Source organism: Pseudomonas moorei (assembly GCF_008801475.1).
Taxonomy (GTDB): Bacteria; Pseudomonadota; Gammaproteobacteria; order Pseudomonadales; family Pseudomonadaceae; genus Aquipseudomonas; species Aquipseudomonas moorei.
Map to the genome: position 1 here is coordinate 1 of NZ_VZPP01000003.1, position 24,507 is coordinate 24,507.

A 24,507-nucleotide genomic window follows, 5' to 3' on the forward strand; every position below is an offset into this window, starting at 1 on the left:
CTTTAATGCCTCTTCCACCGGGACACGACTGCTAAGCTTATCCACAATTGCTGATGCAAAAATCAGCAATCCGCCCTGGGTCAATTTTCAATCGGCAGGGTGGGTCAGTTTTCAATCAGCGCCGACACAGCAGAAGTCTATGTCGACGGCATCAGGTTCGATGACACTACGCCAAGTCGCCTTCTGAGCGAGGTTATTGGGGCATGGTTTGTAGATTTCCTCGTCTGTGTTGCAGAACACAAGAACAGTGCCTTCATGCAGTCAACCCAAAGAACGCTCGGACGACTTCGACGCGCGGCGCAGTCGTTAGAGGTAATTACCGGGCAAAAAATCCAAATAAAGCACGGCAACAAATGGGTAGCCATACCCTTTTCACTGCGTGGCTCACTTGTTCTTAATCGTGCATCTGGTCCTGTACTGATAGTCCAAGCTGAACAGGGCACGTTAACACTGGAGCATATTGCGGGAGCTTCGGGCCAGCTTGCAGTTGCTCTAAAGGTGCGAGATTTGGCGCACGGTCTCGACGCTGCTTTGTTACGCCTGGCATCCACGATGCGGAATGAGGACGAAGAGATACCTGATGACACGATTTTAGCGACTGCTCTAGGTATAGAACCGGAAGTAATCCGGCAAACTCGGCTCCTCGCAAGTGGTGATTTGATAGGCATTCTTGATCTTGCGATACCGCTTTCGGCCTGCAACGGTTCCACGCAGACCACCGCCAGGCTACAAGAGCTTTCGACGCAGAGCGAACCTCAGGATGAAGAGCTGCGTGCTGCATTTGAAGCTTTGGCCTTCGAGGTGGGAATCCCGCTTGCGACCCTTGAGGCGCGAATGATTCATCTAGCCGATTTGTTTGATCTGAAGACGGAGTTCCAGCTTCAGATCGGACAACTCAATCTGGCTATTTCTGCTCTTGGAGGTCGCTATAAATTCGTGAGCAACGAGCATATCCATCGCGAGGTCTGGACGCGTCATTTGCGCCTGCAGCAAGCGGCCACCGTTGAGCGGCTGCGAGAGCGCAGTGTTGGTATGTTCGACAGAAAGGAAAGACTGGATGCATACATCGCCGCAAGAGAGGGGATATTTGCTGTTGAGCCGCAGTCATCATGGTTCACAAAGTACGACGAACTACCCTCTGAAATGATGAATGCCCAAATCACTAGATGGATGGAGGGCGTGCTACCTGCTGGAGCTTCGGATGTACCGTTGGACCTTTCGTTGGCTGAATGTCGAGCGTCCAACGGCGCAATTCTCCGCACATTTTTGACACATTACGCACCGATACTTTCTGCCTGGGTACGTGTTGGCGGAGTCGTTGCGACCCCCTTGGTGCGCCAAATTTGGAGCAACCCAGAAACGGCGCGTGAATCCTGCATCTCCCATGCTCGTGACAGTGGCTGGCTCGACTTTCGTTTATTGGACGATGAACAGATCGTGCACTGGTTAACCCAAACCAATATCTGGCCTGTTGGAAAAGTCGCCAGCAAGGATTTGGCATATTGGGGACTATCGGCGGAGAGCATGATCAGCAATGAGGAGCGTGCGAAGGGTATTCGGCTCGAACAGCAGCGTCGGCGTATGCAAGTCGAGTTTAACGGCGTGAGCATGTCCGCGATCTCGGCAGGATATCTCGATATCGCCGCCGCTGTTGTTGCGGCTGCGGCCCAAGCCCCATCGTTGAGTCACGTTTCATCGAAAGAGGCGACCCTGCAAACGATGGATTTTTACCGGGCAAGTACAACCACGGGAGGTGGTGGGACCGTAGGTCTGCCCAAACTACCTGAGACGAGCATGTCTGATGAGCAGAAACTCGCAGTGGGTTTAATGGGGGAGCTATGGGCTCGGGAATGGCTACGCCGCCGGCACAAACTTGAGTCAGTTGACGAAAGCATGTGGGTATCCCGCTATCGTGATGCAGTACTAGACACGAGCGGCGGTTCGGACAGTTTGGGGTACGATTTCATTGTCGCGACGAAGAGCCGCACGTATTACTACGAGGTTAAGGCCAGTACCGGAAACCCGTTGAGATTTGAGATGGGTCCAACCGAAATCTTTGCTGCGCAACGTTATCGTGGAGATATAGAGCATCAGTATCGGATACTATACCTCGCCAATGTAGGCGACCCTTCGAGAATGACCCCTACGCTGCTTTCCAATCCTTTCTCGAATAAGGGGGCTGGAGCGTTTCGAGCGGTGGGGAAGGGAAGTGTGGTGTACGAATTCATTCCAAAATGAAACAACTACCACGGGCGACGTCCTCCACGACTTTTAAACGACGTCACATTGGCGGGTACCCATGTGAACCTCATCAGGTCCTAGGAGTTTTCAGCAACTGCCAACGTATGCTCTTGGGGAATGGCGCATGGAGTAAGTGGCTGACCTATCGCCAACGCCCCAAAGAAATCTGCCGTGTCGATATAACGCATGGCTGATTTCATGTCCTTCCAGCCGACATAAGCCATCAGTGCTTCGATATCCCATCCATTGGCAGCCGCCCAGGTGGCGAATCCTCTACGTAGCGAATGACTGGTGTAGAGATCACCAGACACGCCCGCACGATTGAAAATTCTCCGCACCAGTGGAATCAGGCTGTTGGCATTCAAGCCATCCTCAGCCAGATGCCTCCAACGATTGAGCTTTCTAAAAGATGCGCCATGCGCAATGCCGGCGACAGTAATCTAGTTGATGTATGCCTGGACAGGGCAGAGCTTCTTCAAGGCGGGCGTACGGTAGGTCGTGCGGCGCTGCTGGCGATCACCTTTGCTATGCGGTAGGTAAAAGGTTATGCCCACCCCGGCTTGCGCTTGGGTGTGCTCAACCTGCAAGCGGGATAACTCATCACCCCCGAAAGCCACGCCAGAATCCGATCAGCTCCAAGGCCGTGTCACGCCGACTGCGCAGCAGGGTGGCCAAGTCGTGTCGCGCAGCGGCCTGTTGTGCATCTTGCTCCAGCCACTGCACCGCCTGTTCCAGATACTGCGGTAGCAGAGGGGCCCTTGCTTCTCCTGAGCGGGATGCAAGCCAAGAATGCCCTTGATCATTTGGCGCACGGAGGGTGTCTTGGTGGGGTCAGGGAATCCTGGGTGATGTGTCATTGGGCGAGGGCAGCCAAACGCTGTTTGAGTGGAGTGATGATGTGCTGGTCGGCGTACTCGGTTAGCTAGCGCACCATATACTCGCTTCACGGTGTACCCGTAGCAAATGAGGTAGATAACAAATGGAGAATTCTCAGTGGTGATTTTTTGCGCGGTTGACTGAGATGCCTCTCGGTCAAAAGAGTCTGCCTGGGCGGCAAAGGCTCTGCTGCGTGATTTTACAGTGCCAACGAAAATGAAGGATTTCGCGATTGAGTATTGCCTGCTAGTACGATTGTGGGGAACGGCCACAATGGTCTCATTCTCCAACGCAGGTACAAGTGAGAATGTCCTCAATGCGGATCAGTGTTCCGACCTAGCCGGTAAAACGGCCCCTTGCTCCACGCCGAGACGTTAGTGGGCGATAAGGTGTTGGGAGACAGGGACGCATCCTGCTAAAGTGCACCCCATCGTTGTGTGCACTCGAAAAGATTCCTGGAGCATTATTTGTTTGATTCATTAATCATCGACTCGCCAAAAAGGAAAGTATCGGCTCAGTCAAAACTGAAAGATTTTTTCCCATATTATGCGGGTTTTCCTGAGTCGTTTGCCAAAAGTATAATTGGCTCGACATCGCTTAAAACAGGCGCGGTTGTTTTAGACCCCTGGAATGGAAGCGGTACAACTACAACAGCAGCTTTAAAACTAGGCTTTCACACATGCGGAATTGATATAAATCCAGTGATGGTTATGGTTGCAAGAGCGCGTAACTTGCAAGCGGCTGCTGTTGATCTGTTGGAGGCAGAGGCAAAGAAAATTTTTCAAAAGACATCGAGTATCAACCATCACGTATCGAGTGATGACCCGCTCCTGCAGTGGTTTGACATCGATTCGACATTGGTCATTAGACAAGTTGAACAGAAGGCTAGAACGCTACTTATCAGGGATTGTGGAACTCTCGAAAATATGGAGTTGAATAAGTACTCATGCCTCGCTTCCAATTTATATGTCGCACTCTTCAATGCTTGCCGTGTGTTGACAAAGCCGTTCCGCTCAACCAATCCGACATGGCTAAGACTTCCAAAAGAGAACGAGCATAGGCTCTCTGTAACAAAACTAGAGTTAAAACAGCAGTTTTTTTTCCAGCTTAGCAATGTAGTTGCTTCGCTGCGTGAATCTAATATTTACAGTGACGCATCCACAGAATCAAGCATTATTGTTGGAGACTCCACTACTTTCATAAGGGAAAATTATGCAGATTTAATTTTGACATCGCCGCCATACTGTACTCGAATTGACTATACGGCGGCGACTAGAATTGAACTTGCGTTGATTGCTCCGTTATTGGGTCAGAGTCGAGATGAACTCAGTAGAAAGATGATTGGTTCAATAAAGGTGCCGAAAATAGTGTGCGCACCTGATATTAATTGGGGTGAAACTTGCAATGCATTTATAGATAAGCTGAGAAACCATTCATCAAAAGCCTCGGCGGGGTATTACTACAAGTCGCATATTGACTACTTTAGCAAAATGGCAAGGTCTATGAGAGGTTTGGCCAAAAGTCTTAAAAGCGGAGGTGGTGCGGTACTCGTCGTTCAGGACTCGTACTATAAAGACATTCATAATGATGTGGCTTCAATAGTAACTGAAATGGCTCAATTCCAAGGATTGACTTTGTTTCGCCGGGAAGATTTTGCTCAACGAAACTCAATGAGCGGAATTAATACTAGGTCGAGGAAGTATAATAAGCCGACAGGCTCAGTAGAGTCAGTCATCTGCTTTTTAAAAAAAAATTAAGCTAAGGACGATATATGAAAGCTAACGCGTCGCCAATCTCAGTTGCAGACTACTGTAGCGCAATGCAAGAAAAGAAGATAATCGTAAACTCGGATTATCAGCGCAAAGATGGTCTGTGGAATGCGCCTGCTCGGTCATTCTTTATCGAATCTATTTTACTGGAATACCCTATTCCTAAGATGTTTGTTTATGCTAAATTGGATTTGCTTAGCAGGGCTGTTGTTAAAGAGATTGTAGACGGGCAGCAGCGGAGTCAAGCGCTGATGCTATTTTACGAGAACAAACTCGCTCTTTCGAAAAATATCGAGACTGAAGAGCTGCGAGGAATGAAATATAATAAGCTCTCAGACGAGTGGAAAACGAAATTTCTGTCTTACCAGTTGCCAGTAGATCAGTTCGCGGGTGTACCGGAAGACGAGGTCAGGGAAGCATTTCGACGCATGAACGCTAACAATGTGCCCCTGAACGCTGAGGAACAACGAAACGCTCGCTACCAGGGTGATTTTAAATGGTTTATAAACAGGACTGCCGAGCTGTATAAAGAACGGCTTCTTTCGCTCGGACTGCTTTCTAGACGAGACTTGATCAGAATGACTGATTTGCGCCTTTATGCGGAAATTGCGTTGACTCTTGATGAGGGTTTTATTACCGTTAAAGGTGTTCAGCTTGATAAGCTATATAAAAAATATAATGCAGATTTTGAAGATGCTGCTGTTTTCCAAGAAAAAATCACCTTTGGTGTTGATTTTTTCATAAACACTGACGTTCTACATGAAGATATTCTACTAAGGATGCATGTATTCCAGTCTATCGTGATGGCCGCTATATCTCTAAAGTACGACGAAGAGTACGAAAGGTTGGCGGTGGAGGCTCATACAGACATCGTCGATGCTATAAATCAACATGCTTACACTATCGACACACTAATTTCTGCACTCCGCGAGCCAGATGATTTCCCAGCCTTGGGGATGTTTGTCAAAGCGAACTCTGAAGCGACCAACACTGCCACGGCTCGAGCAATTAGGTTTCTTTATTTTAAGAAAGCTTTAACTCAATTGGTGTAATTACAATGCGCGCATCTATGAATCTAGGAAGATTAAATGACGCGACGCAGTATCGGCTTGAGCGGTTACACCGGCTTCACCGCTCTCTAGGAGCCTTGTCCGTTGACCAGCAGAGTATGCGACTGGCATACATATCAATTGAGTTAGACAACCTCAATATTTGCGCGCTTCGTGAGTTTACAATCAGCACAATGCGAGGAGCGAAGACTACTAAAGGCAACAAAATAACTGTTAATAACGTTCTAGGGGCAGAGGACGAAATTGGTGCTTATATTTTGTCAATTGCTAACAGTGTTAAATACAAAAACATGAAATTTCCAGCACGTGTGAAACGAACGGATGAGCCTACCATTCGTGATCCGAAGGAAACTGAAAAAATACTAGTAGCTTCAGGCGCGAGTAATGTCGTATCGATTCAGAACGCTTTGGCGTTGAACACCAATCTTTTTCGCGATTTGAAACATATACGTCACTTTTACGCTCATCGTTGTAAAGATACCTTTGGGAAGGCGTCGGCTAATGCCGCATCGTATGGTGTCCGAAACCCCAATCACCCGGATGATATACTCCGATACGTTGTAACCGGAAAGCCGCACTCCGTGTTAGAACAGTGGATAGTGGAGGCTAAGTTTTTCTACGATTTACTCATGGAATAACAAGTGGGCTTAAAGCGAATTCCGGAATGTAAGGCGCTCTAGGAACTCTTAACCATCCTGTATTTCAGTGTCATCTAGTCGTCTCGAATCTATGCGGCGGCTAGATCTACATCTCTTGGCTGTTCGCGATCGACGGATGTAAACCTTCCAGTCACGTTAGGTAAGAATCGAGTATTTCATACAGCAATGTAACATTCCCCGCTCGTGTACGGGTCACTCGACAACCAACTCCGCACCTCGCTTGCTGATTTTAGCTAAATCCTAACCTCTGTCCTTGATCCCGAACCCCTTAACTGACTTGGCACGATTCTGATCCAGCGAGTTGTAATAGGTATTCTGAGTTGTCGACATACTCTCGTGGCGTAAGTCCGCTTGGAGATCTTTGATATCGCGAAATGGCGCGTCAAATGTAGCCGCGGTGTGACGCAACCAATGTAGGGATGTCGACCGAAGCTTGTCCATCTCTAAGTCAGTTTGACCGTCGTCCTTCATGCGTTGAAGTGATTTATCGAACACCATCTGAATGAGGGCACGAATATAACGATCTGACAGGCCAGCTCGACCTCTGACCGTTGTGACTAGTGGAGTACTCTCCTTGTGAGACGGCAAGGGCGGAAGGGAGAGGGTGGTCCGATATCGCTTCAAGTAGGCTTCAATGTATTCGTCTCGTGCGCTAATTTTCGCGGCCTTGTTGCCCTTACCGACAACGTTGCACCACCAGTTTTCACCGTCGTACTCGAACGAACCCATTGTAGGCTTCCAGTTGTCCCGACCGACGAGATCATAGACTCGGAGGTAGTCTCGTTTTCACGCATCCCGACTGCCTTCCTGTTTACGATAATCTCAAAAAGCCTTCCTATGTATCAGTTGGTCTGGTAGTACGTCTAGAGTTGCTGACTCAGCATTTCTTTACAGACAAGGTTCGAGGGGTTGGCTCTTTAGAACCAAATGTGGGTCCGTGGCAGGTGAGAAAATGGTCATTTAGTGTCGCAACAATAATGCTGGACGCAGCGGGGCAGATGGATTTCAGAGCAGCTTTAGCCGAAGACTCCGGCTATCTGATAGTGGATGACCGATTTTGGCCGCTTTCTGCCTGTCGCGAAGGACTGAAATCGGCCAGGAGCGGACGGTCAAGCCGGTCAGCAACAACCGCTTCTACGGTGCAAATGCCCGCAGAACTTGCACCTTTAAAATCGGCCGCAAATCCAGACGCGGGGGCTGCTTTCAAGACGCTGGACTCTGAGTAAACCAGCTGGGAATTTAGGTTGTGCACCGGGGTAGGGCAGAGTTCAGGGAGATGGCGATGTATTGCGCTTCGGCTCCAGGACAATCGCGCCATCTACTACCTCGATGGTCAACTCGTCCCCAAGGTCTAAGCCTAATTTCGCAAGCAGTTCTGGCGGCAGATCTACGATGACGTCGCCAGTTCCATCTGCGGCTTCCTGGCATTTGACTGTCCAGCGTTCGCTTTCGCTCATAAACGTTTGACTCTCATTCCATCGTTGGAGACGTTTCATTATGCTCGTGCTGAGTTCTACTCGGACGAATATTACCCGCCGGTCATCGACGGTCGCTGCCTGTCGCGAAAGGTCCAAAGCAAATGCCGAATCAAGAGGGTGCCCTATGTTTGCTGAAATTCTGCGCGAGAATGCCTATGGTGCCTACCGGGTACGGCTGGAAGCACTTCTCTACATCCCTACGGACGCTTCAGATCAGGATATCCATGAACTGATCGAGGCGGGTTTCTCGGCTGGTAGTGTCAAAGCCCTTTGCGACCTTGGCGCAATAAGCTTGCTGGAGCGCGATCAGATCATTCCACTCAAAGCTCTCAAAACGAGGTTGGCGCACGGCCAGCGATTGACAGTCGAGGAGAGCGATCGCCTGTTTCGTGTTGCACACATCATCGCCATGGCCCAGACGCTCTTCGGGGACGACGATAAGGCCAAGCACTGGCTCTCCAAGTCCAAGGATTGCTTTTCGGGTAAAAGCCCAATTGCGATGCTTTCAACCATCCAGGGCACCCGCCGGGTTGAGGAGATGCTGATTCAGTTAGCAGAAGGGTTGGCATTCTGATTCTATGGCGCATTAGCACTTTGCAGATATGACAGGCCGCAGGGAGAGGCTGGTCAACGGCAGGTGACATATCGCCGGAAACCAGTCGCCTACCTGGCCAGCACGCCATCGGGACCATGCTGGAGATTCTCGTATACCTTGAGATTGACTAGGAGACTTCCCCGGAACCCTCAAGTTGCTCAAGGTCGATATGCCTGACTCAGTACGAGACGCCAGACGACGCTCCGCACTAATGCGACATCACCGGCTCCTCTCTAAGAGTTTTGGTCCGTATTGATCTCACGCCGAATACGTTCAAGCAGCGAGTCTAAATCTGTATCCGGATCGAGAAGCAAAAAACTCTCAAGGAGGAGGGTAAGCGGGTGCACACCCATTCTGTCGGCAAGCTCCGATGCCTTTTCCAATGTAACGTTCTTAAGGCCGCGCTCAAGCGTACTGAGATATGTCCTGCTACTGACGATTCCAAAATCTTCTTGGGTCAAGCCCCGGCGAAGCCGTGTGTTACGTAACGCAATGGCGAACGCTTCCTTCAGTTCCATTTTGCTTAATCCACAAAAGGAACGATGAAGCCTTTTTGAACTCTATAGAGCTACAATCTATAGTGTTCATTTTGAGAGAGTTTTATGCCCGCACTTCAGATTAGCGCCCGTCAGTTATCTGCGACGAGTAATGAGCACAGTCCTTCAACCATGCTGATGGTCGCGGTGGCGAACGTTGCTCAGCCGGAGCAGGGGATAGAGATATTCAAACGCTTCTCCGGCCAACATCTGATCGACCTGTTCAACGAAATGGATCGGCCTGATTCAGATAAGGCCATCGTTGGTGTCCTGCTGGCGATTCCTCCAAAACTTAACGGCTCTCCGCGATGGATCGCTGAGAATGTGTTTGATTTTGGCCGAGTCGAGCTAAGGTTAGCGGATGACGCTTGCTTGGATACATACGCCTACCGGCTTGCTTCAAAAGCTGTATTTAGAGACAACGCTAAGGTCGACCCAGCAGATATCCTGGGCTGGAGATCACTCTATGAAACGTCCAACGCGGATGGTGACGTTGATCCAGAGCTTGTCGCCCATCAAACCTGGTTGTCTATCGTCATCACTCGAATGGTCAACGCAGTAAATCTACCTGATGAGGAGGATGCCCCTGAGTAGTTGTCGACTCTCCATTGGTACCGTAGCTCAATCCCAAAGGAGACCTTTTTGTAGATCAAACCGGGGAGGAGGGTACGGATACCTCAGGCTTTCAAACTTATCGACCTCCACGCTAATCATCGCTACCGGCGATAGGCCATGACGAGCGCGACGAAAAAGCACGCTTACCCAACAGTGTTCACGAGAGGCGGCCATGAAAGGAAGACGTAAAGTCAAAACGTCTAAGTGGTTTTTAAAGGCTCAATTTGAGGCCGAAGCCCAGCGCATGATGGCAAATAGATCTAATGAAGCAGCACATAGATTTCTTGATGCGGCATCGCAATTCGGAATAGAACATGAACCTACTGGGCGCCTTGCGGGCGGCTAGCATAACCCTAATCCTCAAGGTGACCGCGGCTGCACACGCCTATTTTCGACCCATTACATGTGGTCAGATGATGCGCCCTGGATGCATAGACAAATCTGAATTGCCTAGCTGACAGCCTAACCCTAATCAAGCGTCCCAGTATTTCTTCCGATATTGAGAGCCCCATGCACAAATCAGATCTTCCAATGCTACTCACTCAGACTATCGAGGTAGTTATCCGCGCGGGGCAGCTACTTATTGCGGAATGGGCGAGGGTAAATGGACCACGAGGGAAGGGCGATAAGGCCATAGTAGACATAGAAATCGAACGCGTTCTACGCCAGCAACTTCTAGGACTTTTTTCTTGTGACTTCTGGGGCGAGGAAACCGGACATAGCCTCACGGGACATTCCTGGTGTTGGGTCGTCGATCCTAACGACGGTACGAGTGATTTTCTCAAAGGTCTCAAAGGGTCTGCCATTTCTGTCGGCCTTCTGCATAAGCAAATTCCGGTATTGGGCGTGGTCTACGCACCAGTCACTGTTGAGGGCTCGCCTGATTGCATCGCCTGGTCTGAGGGACTACCCGATTTGTTACGCAATGGACAGCCAGTAGCAAGAAAGCTTACTGGACTGGCGTTGTCGAGCAGCTCCTACGTGATGGTGAGTGCCGCCGCGATCATCAAGCCAGAGATCAATCGTGAGCTCTGCACCCCCAGCAGTTTTGTTGCGATGCCCTCAATTGCCTATAGGCTTGCAAAAGTCGCCGCAGGAGATGGCGTCTGCGGAGTTTCTCTGTACGCGGTTTCTGCACATGACGTCGTTGCAGGACACGCGTTGTTGCGAGGTGCGGGTGGCATTTTGCTCAATGAAAATGGTGAGTCAATTTACTATTTAACAGAAGCAAACATGCAGACGGTCTCAAGACGCTGCTTCGGGGGATCAGAGATCGCGTGTCGGACATTGGTGGTTCGAGATTGGAATCGTATTTTCACAGCGGATGGGAGCCAGGCTTAAACCGCAATAAGCCTTTGTTGCCATCTGGCAGTAGGCAACCACGCTGGCGCAGGGCGTGGTTGAACAATCACTAGCCGGCCAGCGCCAAGTGCTGGCCGAAGAGCGCGAACAGTTGGCGACCGTTGAAGCCCGGGCCCGACTGGAAGCCGCGCAAGCTCGCCAGCAAACGGCCGAGGCGTTGGCCGCCCGCAAGGCAGCCGAGACTCGACTCTCCGACCTGGAGCAACTGCTGACCCAGCGCTTGACGCAGATCGACGACCTACGTCAGCAGCGTGAGGAACTGCTCGGCCAGCGCGACGAGGTACGCCAGCAGTTGCAGGAAAGCCAGCAGCAGGCTGAGCAGACGCGCCTCGAGCAGCAACGCTACACCCGTGACATTGAGGACCGAGCATTTCGCGAGATCGATCGGGCCCGCGAGGAAAGCAAAGCGGCGAGCGCCCAGCTTAAGGAGGTCAATGGCCGCCTGCTGGTCCTGCAGCAGACATTGCTCGCAAGCCGGCGTGAACTAGCCGAGGCCCGCGAACAGCGCGCCACCGCCCAGACTGAAGGAAGGAGAAAGGAGCATATTAATAACTCAACTAAATAGATGTTTAGTCGAGCTGACCCATTATCCAAGTTAGAGAGCGGTGCGATTGGCAGCGCATCGGTCCGTAGACTATGCCCAATTGTATAAATCATGCATCAGTCTTAATGCTGCTTAGTTTTCGAGCGTTTAGGTCTCATCCACCAGAAAGCCGAAAATGCACACGTGCGTTCAGATTGAGATCGGTCTGTTAGAAGTGTTGTATGAGGAGGGTCGACTACTGCCAAGTCCAATGATGACCATCACGAGTGATAGCAATACGCGCGTTATATTAGATGTACAAATCTGAGGGGGCAACCTCGGACGAGGTCGGTAGCGCCACAAAAGCGCGATTATTTTCCGCTGAATACTGAGCATGATCAGAATTCGACGGAAACCCTTTGGGTGCGAAAATTTCGCTGCCGAAGCGGAACAAGCACCACAAGTAACTAAAAATCAATTCGTTAGCGCAAGACCTCGAATAAGCATTGGTCACTAATCCGTGGAATGCGGGCCAGACCTGGTCGTTATAACGCGGAAAATAGACATTTGAGTCACTGTTTTTCCGCTGATTGATGACTATTGGACGGGTTTCAACGCGGTATCGCTCGGGCATACGCTCAGCTTACCAGGCAGCAATAGACGAATAATCTTATGAAACTCATAGCGTTAGAGTGGTTTTCACTTGAGTGATGGTCATTGTTCGGCAGAAATATGAGCTCGCGCAAAATCGTTATTAAATGGAAAAGCCGAGAACGATGATCAAGAGGCTTGTAGAGAGTGACTTTCCGGCGATCTGTGACCAAACGGCTGGAGGCAAACGTTGGCAGTAAAAAATATAGCCAATTAAAACAGACGGTTACGGCCTAGCGGCGCTTTCCATTTATTAGTGGTTGCTGACACGAGCGCTACAAATCTGACCAACAGAGCCTCTCAAGTCAGTACGCACCATTGCGCATAATGTATATTATGTTAAATTATGTGTCAGACCGGGCCCTCCAAGGCCGGCTATCCAATTCCACCATTCACCGGATTGAATTTCAGCGTTCACCGGTATCCCTACGCATCAACGGCTTATCACAAAGCGGCCCTCGAAGAGCCCTTTTGTACTCAAACAAAAAATCACTTGGTCAGTCAGGACTCAATAGTGACCATCCGTTCAATCCGAACCCGTACCGCTAGGCTGACATCTTTCACGGGGGGCTCGCCCTTACTGGTCTATGCCTATTGACTCACATCGAACGCTTCTCTATCCAACGCCGGTATTGCCGAGTGCGAAATGCCATGGCGATCTGCTGCAAAATCAGCGCGCGCAACGGTGACACGTTCGGATCAGGCTTTTTCACCCGACTCAGTTTGCGCAGTTGAAACTTCACCACTGCCATGTTGGCCAGGGCTGCGATGGCCTTGTTTTTCCATTTGATCGGCGGCAATTGCGGGGAATTGTCCTTGCCCAGCAGCCAGTCACGCGGCAGATGCGGATCGATGGCCAACGCCGTTCCGATGCCCACCATATCCACACCACCTTGCACGACGCTTTCGGCAATCGGAAGGCGACGTATACCGCCAGTGACCATCACCGGCATATTGGCGACGGTCTGGATGTCCCGGGCAAACTCGACGAAATAGGCCTCGCGAGCCAGCGTGCGACCATCGCGCGCCTCCCCCTGCATGGCCGGGACTTCGTAACTGCCTCCGGACAATTCCACCAAATCCACGCCCTGCACGTTGAGCAGTTCAACGACCTTTTTCGCGTCATCGGCTGTAAATCCTCCGCGCTGGAAATCAGCGGAGTTGAGTTTAACCGCCACCGCAAATTCCGCCGAAACCACAGCCCTTACTGCCTTGACGATTTCGAGCAGCAATCGCGCGCGGTTTTCCAGAGAACCGCCCCACTCGTCTGTTCTTTGGTTCGTCAGCGGCGAAAGAAACTGGCTCAACAAATAGCCGTGGGCGGCGTGGATTTCCACGCCGGTGAATCCGGCTTCTTCGCCAAGACGCGCGGTGTGCGCGAAGCGCTGAATGACATCCTCAATCACGTTTTGAGTCATCGCGTGAGGCATAGCGAAACGCTTGGACATTTTGCCCAGCTCCAGCGGCACGGCTGACGGCGCCCAGGTCTTTTGCCCGAGGTTCGCCTGCATCTGACGCCCCGGGTGATTGATCTGCAACCAGAACTGGGCACCGCTGGATCGACCAATCCGCGCCCAGCGCTTGAACTTGTCCAGCTGCCGATCATCCTGCAACACCACGCCACCGGGCCCGGTCATGGCGCGACCGTCGACCATCACGTTGCCAGTGATGATCAGTCCGGCTCCCCCATCGGCCCACACCTGATACAGACGCATCAGTTCTGCGGAGGGTGCCTGGTCGGGGTCCGCCATGTTTTCTTCCATGGCAGCTTTGGCGATTCGGTTCTTGATGGTCGAACCATTGGGCAGCATCAGGGCGTCGAACACATTCACGGGGCAGTCCTCAAGTTGAGATGAGGCCACCATAAGATTGAAGTCAACTTTAAGGTCAATGGCTTTTTTCAAGGTCCTTCAATATTGATTGCATCTGACCCAGGCAAGTGTGTCACCAGATCGGCACCCAACAACCGCGCAGGCGTGTAGGCACCGCCGGGCGGACGCGTCTTCAACAGATACTCGACCACCGCCAACGCAGCGTCGATCGTCAGGCTGTAGACGTTCGCTGTGTGCACGCGGGCGACTTTGCATTCACCGCGAGCGTTACGAGCCTCGCCCCACACATAGGTGCCTTGATCGGCACGTTTTGCCCGATCCGGGCCGATAACCGTCTTGCCGATGCGCGCTTTGAGCAGCCGCTGTACAAACGACAAACCCAGCAACGGCCGAATCAAGTTGGCCAGCCTGGCGCCGCGAATCATCCCCGCCGAGCCGGGTATGAACACCTCGATATTGGCAATGCCGGTGGTGTGCCAAGCGGTAGAAACGTCGCCCCAGGGAATCGTCATCGCCAGTTTCTCTCCGGCACCGAAGTCGATACACCGTACACGATACGCCAGTGGTACCGAGATGATCTTGCCGTTACGACGAATCTTGCCGCCCTGCGCCAGGCCTTCGATAGATGTCTTGGCAGTGCCAGGCGAAAAGCTCGAGTGCGAATCGAAGCCCAGCGCCAGATGCGTCGCATCCGGCAGCGCGTTTTTCAGTGCGGCGGCGACGCAGTCGGTCGGGACGACATCGAAGCCGACGCCGGGGCAAATGACTACGCCCGCTGCCCGCGCCCGCTCATTCAGGGACTGGGCGTGTTCGAATACGGCAATCTCACCGGTGATGTCCAGGTAATGTGCACTGGCCCGCTGGCAGGCTTCGATCATCGGCGCGGCGGTAGCTGAAAACGGCCCTGCGCAATGCAGCACCAATCCGTGGCCCTTGATCTGCGCAAGCAACCGCGCTTCATCATCAAGTCCGAACACCCGGGCTTCAAGGCCCAGTTCCCGGGCCAAAGCCTCGACCTTGTCACGACTGCGCCCGGCCAGCACAGGCTTGAATCCACGCTTTGCAGCATCACGAGCGATCAACTCGCCCGTGTAGCCGTTGGCGCCATAAATCATCCATTTCATCTGGGTATCCGGATTGTCTTGCTGACTCATGCGCTGCTCCTAAATGGATTGATGACGAGCGTTATTGCCCTGCCCAATCAACTTCAGACGCTAGCTTTAAAGTCAGGTTGAGGGTCAAGCAAAAGTCCGGGAGCACCGGCGAAAATTATTTGCAGCAACAGGGTTGACCTTAAAGCGAGGTTTAAGGTGAGCATGCGCTGACTGCTTGAATGATGGAACCCGGATGAAGCTGAAGACCCTAGTTTCCTATGCCCTGGTATTGATAGGTGGTGCTTTCATGACGTTTGCAAATGCTGAGTCGACTGCTACCAGGGATCGCCAGATACTGGTGATCATGACCAATCACGCCAGCTATCCCACACGAACCGATACCACGGGACTGTGGCTTACCGAGTTGACCCACTTCACCGATGTGGTTGAAGCGGCCGGGTACACCACTGTGTTTGCCAGCCCCAAAGGTGGCGCGGTGCCTCTGGACGAACGCAGTCTGGGCTGGTTGTACATGGACAAGGCCGCCCGTGAACATTTGCAGTCCCCTGCCTTCCGCGCTCGCCTGCAAAATACGATACCGATCGCCGATGTCGATCCGTCCCGGTTCAGCGTCATCTACTTCACCGGGGGCCATGGGGTGATGTGGGACTTCCCTAACAATCCCGATCTGCGGCGTGTCGCCGAAACCATCTACAACCAGGGCGGCATCGTCTCCGCCGTGTGCCATGGCGTAGCGGGTCTCCTGGATCTGAGAGATGAAAAAGGCCAGTTGATCATCAAGGGCCGAAACATCACCGGATTCTCTGACCGGGAAGAGCTGTTTTCGGGCATGAAAAAGCAGGTGCCGTTCTACCTTGAGGACAGGTTGGTGAGCCAAGGCGCGCACTACCACAAGGGCTGGCTACCGTTCACTTCATTTGCCGTTACCGATGGAAGGCTGGTGACCGGCCAAAACCCTCAATCGCCCAAGGCCGTGGCTGAAGCCGTGATGGCCGTGCGCTCCGCCGACAACGCAGCTCGCAGCCCCCTCTAGTAGATCCCACCACCCCGGAGAAAGACCAATTGAAACTCGCAAGCGCCGTTTTAACAGGATTGCTATTCAATACGTTTGCCAACGCTGCGTTGGCGGAGACACCTGAAATACCGAGCCCGACCGTCACCACCACAATCGATATCGCAGGTCACCAAGTGCCCGTCGTCAAGGGCGGCCTCTACGACCGTTTTCGCTCCAACCCGCCGTTGTCAGTGATTGCCACCGAAATACCGGGCGTTGATTTGAGCTGGTTCAAGGGCTTGGCGAAGAACAGGGTCGACATTGGCTTTGAGTCGTTTTCGCCCAACTTCTACTATCAGAACAGTCGTGTCACGGCGGTCTATACGGCCGATCTGGATCGCCTCCGGGCGCTGATGCCGCCTGAGGTACTGGCAGCCGTGCAGCCGCTGCAAGTCTGGCCGGGCCGTGGCTTGATCGCGTTCACCGCATACACCTACGAACATTGCGATAACGATGCCTATAACGAAGTAGCCGTATCGATCATCACCAACAAACCGGGCAAAACCAATCTGGGGCCGATCACGTTGATTGGCCAGTCGATGTCAGAAGACTTCTGGGGTTATGTGCTCAAGTTGCCGGTCAACACTGAGCTGGCGCGGGTGCGCGGTGTCGTCGGTTACAACCTGCCGAAATGGCTGACCGGCATAGATCGCAAAGAGGATGCGCAATCGGTGATCTATGACATCACCGACAGTCAGACTGGCAAACTGGATGTGTCCTTCACCGCGAAGAAGCTCGAAAAATTGTCCCGCGACGAGGATATCGTCACCAGCAGTTTCACCAACCTCGATCATCAGGGCCAACTGGCCTACGGGTACGCAGTATCCCGCCAGCTCAGCCACGGCTCCAGCCGGGACGCGGATGCGGCCACGCTCACGCTGGGCAACGGTAGCCTGTCGAATTACCTCCGCTCCCTGAAGTTGGGGAAGATGATGAAATACGAATATGTGCCTGAATTCCAGAGTGCGCTCTATGCGCCAAAACCGCTCGTCACTCTGGTTGGCGAGCGCTGAAAACTATTCCGCCCATCAAGCCCCGAAAGCCTCACGGGCGGTTCTTTTCCTGGCCGCTCCTGCCGCACGCTTGCCAGAAGCAGGAGTCACGCCTTCTTCGCGCAGACGATTGATCAGCAGTTGCGCATTGTCCGCACACGCCATGCCCTCGGGTTTACCCTCGATGCCCTTGATGACCAGCAGCAATTGCTCCTTGTTCTGGGCCAGCCGTTGCTGCAGCACTTCGATTTCCTCAACTTTTTGCTTGAGGCCACTGAGCAACTGGTCGTGCTGCCAGCCACTCGCATTCATCGGCATCAATTGGCGGATTTCCTCCAAAGAGAAACCCGCCGCCTGCGCACCGGTGATGATTTCCAGCACCCACTCAGTGTCGGGGGCGTAATCACGATAACCATTGGCTTTGCGTTCGACCGACTTGATCAAACCGCTCGCCTCATAGAAGCGGATGCGCGACGGCGCTAAGCCGCTGATTTTCGCCAGTTCACCAATTCTCATATCGCGCCCCAAAAAACCTAATGACCTTAAAGTTAACTTTAAACCTAAAGTCATCAACCGGCCAAGCGGCTCAGTTTTAATACGTTGCTCCGCCGTCATGAAGCTCATGGGTACCGAAGCTCACACCTAATGTCGTTCCAGGATTTGGCAATCCCAAGGAGTCCTCTGCAGATAAACCAGAGGCTCCTCATGAACATAAATCTGTGAACATTTGGCTCCATACACCCGGAGAAAACCCGCTAGTGATTGGGGTTTCGATCGCTCATGAACAAAAAGCATCGCCCATAAGTTAAATGATGTGTCAGGCCGGACCCTCCAAGGCCTAACCTCGACCTCCTCCCTGTTCGACGATGCACAGATCGCAAGCTGCCCTGACGATCACAAGTCGCGCATCATGCTGCTGGGCGATCCGCGATCGCTCGCTCAGCCGCCTACTGGTTGAAGAATCCGCACGTCTGCAAGAAAACTTCGGCGCAGCGATCCGAATTTCACCCCCCGGGCTGCCACTGCCCGAATTCGCTTACATCTGGCGCCACTCGCACTCTGGTTCAACATGAGCGCAAATTGCCACCGAGGCCGGCCCCGACTCCTGCCATTCGAGCTCATCAAGAATGAGCCGTCCGGTGAAATCAGGAAACTGCCCCACCATAAGCTCGTTGGGTGGGGCGTTTTCTGACTTTGCTGGCCGGTGTTCCAAGGCCTGGCGCACTGGTGTCTCAGGTTGCCTTCATTGCAGGGGTCAAAGGCACATTTTACTGAACAGGTTTCATGGCTGTGATGCGCCAAACCTTGTTGCCCACGTCATCGGCAACCAACAATGCCCCACGCTGGTCAAGCGCCACGCCCACTGGACGCCCTTGTGCTTCGCCGTCGGCAGTTAGGAAACCAGTCAGAAAGTCCACCGGCAGCCCCGAAGGTTTGCCGTCGCTGAAAGGAATGAACACCACCTTATAGCCGGCCTGGGGATTGCGGTTCCACGAGCCATGCTCGCCGACGAACACGCCATTAGCGAAGCTGGCGGGCATGCCTCGGGCATCGGAGAACGTCAGGCCCAGCGGCGCGACGTGGGTGCCCAACGCGTAGTCCGGCGCGATAGCCTCGGCCACTTTGTCCGGGCGCGGCGGGTCCACGCGAACATCGACGTGGGCGCCGTAGTAACTCCACGGCCAGCCGTAGAACGCGCCGTCCTTCACCGAGGTCAGGTAATCCGGCACCAGGTCGCTGCCGATTTCGTCCCGCTCATTAACCACGGTCCACAATTGGCTCGAACCGGGCTTCCAGGCCAGGCCATTGGGGTTGCGCAGGCCACTGGCGAACAGGCGCTTATTGCCACTTTTGACGTCCACTTCCCAAATTGCCGCGCGCCCTTCTTCCGCCTCCAGGCCGTTCTCGCCGACGTTGCTGTTGGAGCCCACCGTGACGTAGAGCTTGGTGCCCTCGGGGTTGGCGATAACGTTCTTGGTCCAGTGGTGATTGATGCCGGCGGGCAGGTCGGTGACTTTCACCGGTGTGGCGCTGACCTCGGTCTGCCCCGTGTTGTACGGCACTTTGACCAGGGCATCGGCGTTGGCAATAAACAGCTCATTGCCCACCAACGCCATGCCAAACGGTGACGTCAGGTTACTCATGAACACTGTACGCACTTCGGCGCGGCCATCGCCATCGGCATCACGCAGCAGGGTGATGCGATTGGCACTCGGCACATCTGCCCCGACCCGGCCCATCACGAAGCCCATGACCGTGCGCTTGGCCCAGGCAATCGGTCCGCTGCCGCCGCCGGTCGCGCCTTCCGGCATCGGCGGGTGGTTGCTCTCAGCGACCAGCAGGTCGCCATTGGGCAGGGTGTAGACCCAGCGCGGGTGATCCAGATTCTCCGCCAGTGCGGTCACCTTGAAACCGGCGGGCGCCGTGGGCATGGCATTGCCCGGCCAGCCGATGGCCTTAGACACTTTCAACGTGGGGATCAGCGAGGTGGTAGGTTCCGGCAACTGCGGCGCCGGGCCGACACTGGCCTGGGGCGGCAATTTGGAAGACTCGCCACAGGCGCTGAGCAGTGCGGCGGCGGTGATCAGGAGCGCAAGTCGGTTGGACACATTCATTGTTCTAACCTCGCGGTGGCCATCCATGGGCCCGTTATAAGACAGACAAAATCCCGGCGGAGTATCGCGGCGCTGATCCCTGACAAACACCGCGTCTGGCTCAAATCACATTTGCCGTAATTGCACGAATGCGCGATTGCAAACCCCGTCAGTATTCCAACAGCCTCACACCGGGTTCAGCAACGCCTCCCGTAACAGCCGCGCGGCGGGCGAATCCGGGACGTTTTTGCGCGACACCAGCTCATAGGGTTCGCTGCGGGAGGTGATGGGCAGAGGGAGCGTGGTGGTAAAGCCGTAGCCGGAGCAGAACTTGGCCACGTCGGTGGACACCAGCGCGACCAGGGTCGGGTTTTCCTGCAACAGAGACAGGGTGGCGAAGGCCGAAGTGGTTTCCAGCAAGTGCACCGGGAAACGCAGGTCGGCCTCGTGGAACTCGCGCTCCAGCAGCAAGCGCATGGGCATGTTGGCGCGATAGACCACCCAGCGATAATCCACCAGGTCCTTGAGCGAGAGTTGCCGGGCGTAGGCGAATGGATGTTGGGTGCTGGCGATCACCGCCAGGGTTTCTTCGACGAAGGTCGAGCTCTCATACAAGTAAGGCGTGGTGCTGATGGTGGTGCGACAGATCGCCAGGTCCAGGCGTCCGGCGTCGAGTTGGCTGAGCAACGCGGCGCTGGTGTCTTCGACGATCTCGATGGACAGCTTCGGGTGGTCGGCGATGACCCGGCTGATCGCGGTGGTCAGCAGCGGCACGGCGCCCATGATGGTGCCAACGCACACGCGCCCGCCCTCGCCGCTCATGATGCCGATGATCTCTTCGCGCAGGTGTGCGAGGTCGGTCTGGATCAACCGGGCGTAGCGAATCACCGAGCGTCCGGCATCGGTGGGTTCCAACCCGCGGTTAGTGCGGGTGAACAACGAAGTGCCGAAGGTGGTTTCGATTTCCTGCAGGGCTTTGCTGGCCCCGGGTTGGGTCAGCGCAACCTGTTTGGCCGCGCCCAGCAAGGAGCCGTGGTCATCCAGGGCGATCAACAAGCGCAGTTGCTTGATGTGCAGGCGGGACATGATTGAGTTGAGTGAGGGCGTCATCAGGGTTAACTAATAGTTATAGAGGTATCGAAAGTTGTCAGTATCGGGTCGCGCCGCGACGGCCCTATAGTCCACCCCACAACCAGGCAATGCAATGGGTTTGACCCGAGAGCGAGAGCCCTCCTGCCCCGGACCGATTGCAACAATAACAATCCTGTATAACTTGTGGTGAATCATGTCCCTCATCAATTACGTCACCAAGATCCAATTCGGCTACGACAGCCTGGAGCATCTGGCCGCCGAAGCCGAGCGCGCCGGCATCACCCGGCCGCTGATCGTCACTGACATTGGCGTGCGCAATGCCGGCATCGTCGACAAGGTCATCGCGGCCCTGGGCGGCAGCCTGACGCCGACGATTTTCGACGCCACCCCGCCCAATCCCAACGAACATGCGGTGCGTGAAGCCGTCGCGCAATATCGCCTCGGCGATTGCAACGGCATCATCGCCGTGGGCGGTGGTTCGTCCATCGATCTGGCCAAGGGTGTGGCGGTCTGCGCCACCCACGATGGTCCGCTGCAAAGCTTTGCGGTGATTGAAGGTGGGCTGGATCGCATCACCGCCGCCACCGCGCCGTTGATCGCGATTCCGACCACTGCCGGCACCGGCAGCGAAGTCGGCCGCGGCGCGATTTTGATTCTCGACGATGGCCGCAAAGTCGGCGTGATCTCGCCGTATGTGGTGCCCCGCGTGGCGATCTGCGACCCGGAACTGACCCTCGGCCTGCCACCGATGCTCACCGCCGCCACCGGCATGGACGCCATCGCCCATTGCATCGAAACCTTTATGGCCCCGGCCTTCAACCCCGCCGCCGACGGCATTGCCCTCGATGGCCTGTGGCGCGCCTGGGAACACATCGAACGCGCCACCTCCGAGCCCGGTGATCGTGAAGCACGGATGAACATGATGAGCGCGTCGATGCAAGGCGCCCTCGCGTTCCAGAAAGGACTGGGCTGCGTGCACAGCCTGTCCCACGCCTTGGGCGGGATCAATCCGAAGCTACATCATGGCACCTTGAACGCGATCTTCTTGCCGGCCGTCGTCGACTTTAACGCCAACGCCCCGACCGTGCGCAACGAGCAAAAACTCGAACGACTGCGCCACGCCATGGGCCTTGAAGCCGGGGCCGATATCGGCGTCGCCATCGAAGACATGACCCGTCGCCTCGGCCTGCCAACCCGCCTGAGCGAGATCGGGGTCGATGAGAGCTTGTTTGCCAGGATCATCGAGGGCGCCCTGCACGATCACAGCCACAAGACCAACCCTCGGGAAGCCTCGCCGGCGGACTACCGGTCGATGCTCGAACAATCGCTGTAAGCAAGCGCTATCCAACAACAATAAATCAGGAGGCAACCGCGTTCTCGGCCCAGCTGAGGACAGCGGAACAATCATGAAGCCCACCGTCCTTATCGAACGGCAAGCCGCCATTGCCATCGTCACCCTCAGCCACCCAGGGAAAATGAACGCCCTGACCCTGTCCATGTGGCAGGACCTGAGGGACGTCATGACCGAACTGTCCGCTGACACCAGCGTGCGTTGCGTGATATTGCGCGGCGCCGGCGAGCAAGCCTTTGCCGCTGGCGCCGATGTCAGCGAGTTCCCCAGCGTGCGCGCCAATCAGGCCCAAGCTCGCCACTATGCCGAAATCACTTCGGCGGCCATGCGCGCCGTCGTCGAATGCCCGCACCCGGTGATCGCCATGATTCACGGCGTGTGCGTCGGTGGCGGCCTGGAAATCGCCGCGTTGTGCGACCTGCGCATCTGCGGCAGCTCCAGCCGTTTTGGCGCACCCGTGGGCAAGCTGGGCCTGGTCATGTCATACGACGAAATGGCCGGTCTGGTGGCGCTGGCCGGGCGCTCGACGACCCTGGAGATTCTGCTGGAGGGTCGCATTCTCGACGCCAACGACGCCTACGTGAAAAACCTCGTGACCCGGGTCGTGCCGGATGCCGAAGTCGAATCCGAAACCCTCGCCACCGCCAAACGCATTACCCAGGGCGCGCCGCTGGTCGCCCGCTGGCATCGCCATGCTGCGTTGCAGCTTGAGGCCGGCGTGGCACCCACCGCCGAGCAGATCGACGCGAGTTATTCCTGCTACGACACCGCAGATTTTCAGACTGGCCTGAACGCATTCATCGCCAAAGCCAAACCACACTTCGAGGGTAAATGATATGGGACCGCTGACAGGTATGCGCGTGGTAGAACTGGCTCACATCATGTCTGGGCCGGTGTGCGGGATGATGCTGGCCGACATGGGTGCCGACGTGGTGAAGGTTGAGAAAGTGCCCGACGGTGACGACTCGCGGCGCTTCTCGCCGATCATGGCCAGCGGCGAATCCGCCTCGTTCATGGTGGTCAACCGCAACAAACGCGGCATTGGCTTGAACCTGAAGACCGACGGCGGCCGCGATGTGTTGCGCCGGCTGTTGCTGGATGCCGATGTGGTCACGGAAAACTACCGCGCCGGCACCATGGAAAAATTCGGCCTGGGTTATGACACCCTGAAAACCATCAACCCGGGCCTGATCTACTGCGCCATCTCCGGCTACGGCCGCAGCGGCCCGTTTGGTGAGAAAGGTGGCTTCGACCTGATCGCCCAAGGCATGAGCGGCATGATGAGCATGACCGGTGAAGCCGGGCGTGAACCGGTCAAGGCCGGCTCGCCGGTGGCGGACATCAACTCCGGCATCCTCGCTGCTCTAGGCATCTGCGCCGCCTACGCCGCGAAGCAGAAAACCGGTCTTGGGCAAATGGTCGACACCTCGCTGTTCGAGGCTGGCCTGCAACAGATGTACTGGCCGGCAGCGGCGTTTTTCGCCGACGGCACCATCCTGCCGAAAATGGGTTCGGCCAACTCCACCAGCGCGCCGTACCAGGTGTTCCGCACCGCCGATGGCTGGATCAACATCGGCGCCGCCAACCAGGCCAACTACGAGCGTCTGGTCGAAGCCCTGGCCGTGCCGCAACTCAAAGCCGACCCGCGCTTCGCCAGCAACGCCTTGCGCATGGAACATCGCCTGGCCCTGGTGGACATCCTCAACGAAGTGCTGGTGGCGCGCACTACCGATGAATGGATGGTGTTGTTCGACAGCCTCGGCCTGCCCGCCGGACCGGTGCTGGACATCGCCGCCGCCCTCGCCCACCCGCAAACCATCGCGCGCGGCATGGTGGTGGAAACCGAACACCCCACCGAAGGCCGGGTGCGCGGAATGGGCCTGCCGATTCACTTCTCCGACATGGACAACGCCGCGCCACCGACTAGCCGCCATGCGCCGCTGCTGGGTGAGCACACCCGCGAGGTGCTGAAGGAAAGCGGTTATGCGGACGCTGAAATCGATGAGCTGATCAAAAGCAAAGCCGTGGTGGCACTGGCCTGACACAACGCCCCTGTGAGCGCGGTTTTTCAGAACAACTACAAAAACAATGAGGTGAACATC

At 54.9% G+C, this 24,507-nt stretch carries 22 protein-coding genes and 1 pseudogene; 14 read left to right on the forward strand and 9 right to left on the reverse strand.

Annotation, left to right across the window (positions count from 1 at the left end; genetic code table 11):
• Both F7R06_RS30895 and F7R06_RS05435 read left to right on the forward strand, forming a co-directional pair.
• On the forward strand, nt 1–187 hold a 187-nt coding region (locus F7R06_RS30895), incomplete at its 5' end, for a hypothetical protein (RefSeq protein WP_151149651.1).
• A 68-nt stretch (nt 188–255) separates the two neighbouring features.
• Complete coding sequence (locus F7R06_RS05435; protein ID WP_090321775.1) at nt 256–2,238, forward strand: protein NO VEIN domain-containing protein; 1,983 nt, start codon at nt 256–258, stop codon at nt 2,236–2,238.
• A gap of 80 nt (nt 2,239–2,318) precedes the next feature.
• On the opposite strand, the gene F7R06_RS05440 is transcribed toward F7R06_RS05435, so the two are convergent.
• Nucleotides 2,319–2,606 (reverse strand): tyrosine-type recombinase/integrase, encoded by a 288-nt coding sequence (locus F7R06_RS05440; RefSeq protein WP_159437794.1) that lies wholly within the window; start codon nt 2,604–2,606, stop codon nt 2,319–2,321.
• Nucleotides 2,607–3,584: 978 nt separating this feature from the next.
• Between F7R06_RS05440 and F7R06_RS05445 the strand changes: the two genes are divergently transcribed.
• The 3 genes from F7R06_RS05445 to F7R06_RS05455 are packed head-to-tail and all read left to right on the forward strand — an operon-like array spanning nt 3,585 to nt 6,594.
• Nucleotides 3,585–4,874 (forward strand): DNA methyltransferase, encoded by a 1,290-nt coding sequence (locus tag F7R06_RS05445; RefSeq protein ID WP_159437792.1) that lies wholly within the window; start codon nt 3,585–3,587, stop codon nt 4,872–4,874.
• A gap of 14 nt (nt 4,875–4,888) precedes the next feature.
• Nucleotides 4,889–5,938, forward strand: a complete 1,050-nt coding sequence (locus F7R06_RS05450) for a DUF262 domain-containing protein (protein ID WP_090321769.1) — start codon at nt 4,889–4,891, stop codon at nt 5,936–5,938.
• A gap of 5 nt (nt 5,939–5,943) precedes the next feature.
• Nucleotides 5,944–6,594 (forward strand): hypothetical protein, encoded by a 651-nt coding sequence (locus tag F7R06_RS05455; RefSeq protein WP_139204783.1) that lies wholly within the window; start codon nt 5,944–5,946, stop codon nt 6,592–6,594.
• Nucleotides 6,595–6,855: 261 nt separating this feature from the next.
• Here the strand turns inward: F7R06_RS05455 and F7R06_RS31005 are convergent.
• Both F7R06_RS31005 and F7R06_RS05465 read right to left on the reverse strand, forming a co-directional pair.
• Nucleotides 6,856–7,392: pseudogene (locus F7R06_RS31005) on the reverse strand (site-specific integrase); the annotation flags it as partial.
• A gap of 491 nt (nt 7,393–7,883) precedes the next feature.
• Complete coding sequence (locus F7R06_RS05465) at nt 7,884–8,111, reverse strand: AbrB/MazE/SpoVT family DNA-binding domain-containing protein (RefSeq protein WP_342671289.1); 228 nt, start codon at nt 8,109–8,111, stop codon at nt 7,884–7,886.
• A gap of 106 nt (nt 8,112–8,217) precedes the next feature.
• On the opposite strand from F7R06_RS05465, the gene F7R06_RS05470 reads away from it, so the two are divergent.
• Nucleotides 8,218–8,667, forward strand: coding sequence for an antitoxin Xre/MbcA/ParS toxin-binding domain-containing protein (locus tag F7R06_RS05470; protein ID WP_090321760.1), 450 nt, complete (start codon nt 8,218–8,220; stop codon nt 8,665–8,667).
• A 254-nt stretch (nt 8,668–8,921) separates the two neighbouring features.
• On the opposite strand, the gene F7R06_RS05475 is transcribed toward F7R06_RS05470, so the two are convergent.
• Nucleotides 8,922–9,206 carry a helix-turn-helix domain-containing protein gene (locus tag F7R06_RS05475; protein ID WP_019649822.1) on the reverse strand — a complete coding sequence of 95 codons (285 nt, stop codon included), beginning with the start codon at nt 9,204–9,206 and terminating at the stop codon, nt 8,922–8,924.
• An 84-nt stretch (nt 9,207–9,290) separates the two neighbouring features.
• Here F7R06_RS05475 and F7R06_RS05480 point away from each other — a divergent pair, with 84 nt between their 5' ends.
• The 3 genes from F7R06_RS05480 to F7R06_RS05490 all read left to right on the forward strand — a co-directional run bounded on the left by F7R06_RS05480 (nt 9,291) and on the right by F7R06_RS05490 (nt 11,766).
• Nucleotides 9,291–9,818, forward strand: a complete 528-nt coding sequence (locus F7R06_RS05480; protein WP_245706685.1) for a hypothetical protein — start codon at nt 9,291–9,293, stop codon at nt 9,816–9,818.
• 531 nt (nt 9,819–10,349) lie between these two features.
• Nucleotides 10,350–11,180 (forward strand): inositol monophosphatase family protein, encoded by an 831-nt coding sequence (locus F7R06_RS05485; protein WP_090321754.1) that lies wholly within the window; start codon nt 10,350–10,352, stop codon nt 11,178–11,180.
• A gap of 55 nt (nt 11,181–11,235) precedes the next feature.
• Nucleotides 11,236–11,766 carry a hypothetical protein gene (locus F7R06_RS05490; RefSeq protein WP_090321751.1) on the forward strand — a complete coding sequence of 177 codons (531 nt, stop codon included), beginning with the start codon at nt 11,236–11,238 and terminating at the stop codon, nt 11,764–11,766.
• 1,208 nt (nt 11,767–12,974) lie between these two features.
• Here the strand turns inward: F7R06_RS05490 and F7R06_RS05495 are convergent.
• Together F7R06_RS05495 and F7R06_RS05500 are read right to left on the reverse strand one after the other, a co-directional pair.
• Entirely contained in the window at nt 12,975–14,207 is a 1,233-nt protein-coding gene (locus tag F7R06_RS05495) for an NADH:flavin oxidoreductase/NADH oxidase family protein (protein WP_090321748.1), read from the reverse strand.
• A gap of 68 nt (nt 14,208–14,275) precedes the next feature.
• Nucleotides 14,276–15,361 carry a saccharopine dehydrogenase family protein gene (locus tag F7R06_RS05500; RefSeq protein WP_090321746.1) on the reverse strand — a complete coding sequence of 362 codons (1,086 nt, stop codon included), beginning with the start codon at nt 15,359–15,361 and terminating at the stop codon, nt 14,276–14,278.
• A gap of 193 nt (nt 15,362–15,554) precedes the next feature.
• Here F7R06_RS05500 and F7R06_RS05505 point away from each other — a divergent pair, with 193 nt between their 5' ends.
• Both F7R06_RS05505 and F7R06_RS05510 read left to right on the forward strand, forming a co-directional pair.
• Nucleotides 15,555–16,355: a type 1 glutamine amidotransferase domain-containing protein gene (locus tag F7R06_RS05505; protein WP_090321743.1), complete on the forward strand. Its 801-nt coding sequence runs from the start codon at nt 15,555–15,557 to the stop codon at nt 16,353–16,355.
• Nucleotides 16,356–16,384: 29 nt separating this feature from the next.
• On the forward strand, nt 16,385–17,389 hold the full coding sequence (locus F7R06_RS05510; protein WP_090321740.1) for an acetoacetate decarboxylase (ADC): 1,005 nt from the start codon (nt 16,385–16,387) through the stop codon (nt 17,387–17,389).
• 15 nt (nt 17,390–17,404) lie between these two features.
• Here the strand turns inward: F7R06_RS05510 and F7R06_RS05515 are convergent, their stop codons facing one another.
• The 3 genes from F7R06_RS05515 to F7R06_RS05525 all read right to left on the reverse strand — a co-directional run bounded on the left by F7R06_RS05515 (nt 17,405) and on the right by F7R06_RS05525 (nt 21,072).
• A complete protein-coding gene (locus F7R06_RS05515) occupies nt 17,405–17,884 on the reverse strand; it encodes a MerR family transcriptional regulator (RefSeq protein ID WP_090321737.1) in 480 nt (159 codons plus the stop codon).
• A gap of 752 nt (nt 17,885–18,636) precedes the next feature.
• Entirely contained in the window at nt 18,637–19,983 is a 1,347-nt protein-coding gene (locus tag F7R06_RS05520; RefSeq protein WP_090321734.1) for a PQQ-dependent sugar dehydrogenase, read from the reverse strand.
• A 165-nt stretch (nt 19,984–20,148) separates the two neighbouring features.
• The gene (locus F7R06_RS05525; RefSeq protein ID WP_090321731.1) at nt 20,149–21,072 is read right to left on the reverse strand and encodes a LysR family transcriptional regulator; all 924 of its coding nucleotides are present in this window, start codon (nt 21,070–21,072) and stop codon (nt 20,149–20,151) included.
• Between the two features lie 175 nt (nt 21,073–21,247).
• On the opposite strand from F7R06_RS05525, the gene F7R06_RS05530 reads away from it, so the two are divergent.
• The 3 genes from F7R06_RS05530 to F7R06_RS05540 all read left to right on the forward strand — a co-directional run bounded on the left by F7R06_RS05530 (nt 21,248) and on the right by F7R06_RS05540 (nt 24,447).
• The gene (locus F7R06_RS05530) at nt 21,248–22,387 is read left to right on the forward strand and encodes an iron-containing alcohol dehydrogenase (protein WP_090321729.1); all 1,140 of its coding nucleotides are present in this window, start codon (nt 21,248–21,250) and stop codon (nt 22,385–22,387) included.
• Nucleotides 22,388–22,460: 73 nt separating this feature from the next.
• Entirely contained in the window at nt 22,461–23,240 is a 780-nt protein-coding gene (locus F7R06_RS05535; protein WP_090321726.1) for an enoyl-CoA hydratase-related protein, read from the forward strand.
• A gap of 1 nt (nt 23,241) precedes the next feature.
• Nucleotides 23,242–24,447, forward strand: a complete 1,206-nt coding sequence (locus F7R06_RS05540) for a CaiB/BaiF CoA transferase family protein (RefSeq protein ID WP_090321724.1) — start codon at nt 23,242–23,244, stop codon at nt 24,445–24,447.
• The last annotated feature ends 60 nt before the right edge of the window (nt 24,448–24,507 follow it).

Coding starts and splice junctions, on each gene's coding strand:
- F7R06_RS05435 (WP_090321775.1), top strand. CDS start 256: ATGCAGTCAACCCAAAGAACGCTCGGACGACTTCGACGCGCGGCGCAG.
- F7R06_RS05505 (WP_090321743.1), top strand. CDS start 15,555: ATGAAGCTGAAGACCCTAGTTTCCTATGCCCTGGTATTGATAGGTGGT.
- F7R06_RS05525 (WP_090321731.1), bottom strand. CDS start 21,072: ATGACGCCCTCACTCAACTCAATCATGTCCCGCCTGCACATCAAGCAA.
- F7R06_RS05520 (WP_090321734.1), bottom strand. CDS start 19,983: ATGAATGTGTCCAACCGACTTGCGCTCCTGATCACCGCCGCCGCACTG.
- F7R06_RS05450 (WP_090321769.1), top strand. CDS start 4,889: ATGAAAGCTAACGCGTCGCCAATCTCAGTTGCAGACTACTGTAGCGCA.
- F7R06_RS05485 (WP_090321754.1), top strand. CDS start 10,350: ATGCACAAATCAGATCTTCCAATGCTACTCACTCAGACTATCGAGGTA.
- F7R06_RS05475 (WP_019649822.1), bottom strand. CDS start 9,206: ATGGAACTGAAGGAAGCGTTCGCCATTGCGTTACGTAACACACGGCTT.
- F7R06_RS05480 (WP_245706685.1), top strand. CDS start 9,291: ATGCCCGCACTTCAGATTAGCGCCCGTCAGTTATCTGCGACGAGTAAT.
- F7R06_RS05470 (WP_090321760.1), top strand. CDS start 8,218: ATGTTTGCTGAAATTCTGCGCGAGAATGCCTATGGTGCCTACCGGGTA.
- F7R06_RS05455 (WP_139204783.1), top strand. CDS start 5,944: ATGCGCGCATCTATGAATCTAGGAAGATTAAATGACGCGACGCAGTAT.
- F7R06_RS05465 (WP_342671289.1), bottom strand. CDS start 8,111: ATGAAACGTCTCCAACGATGGAATGAGAGTCAAACGTTTATGAGCGAA.
- F7R06_RS05515 (WP_090321737.1), bottom strand. CDS start 17,884: ATGAGAATTGGTGAACTGGCGAAAATCAGCGGCTTAGCGCCGTCGCGC.
- F7R06_RS05530 (WP_090321729.1), top strand. CDS start 21,248: ATGTCCCTCATCAATTACGTCACCAAGATCCAATTCGGCTACGACAGC.
- F7R06_RS05535 (WP_090321726.1), top strand. CDS start 22,461: ATGAAGCCCACCGTCCTTATCGAACGGCAAGCCGCCATTGCCATCGTC.
- F7R06_RS05500 (WP_090321746.1), bottom strand. CDS start 15,361: ATGAGTCAGCAAGACAATCCGGATACCCAGATGAAATGGATGATTTAT.
- F7R06_RS05540 (WP_090321724.1), top strand. CDS start 23,242: ATGGGACCGCTGACAGGTATGCGCGTGGTAGAACTGGCTCACATCATG.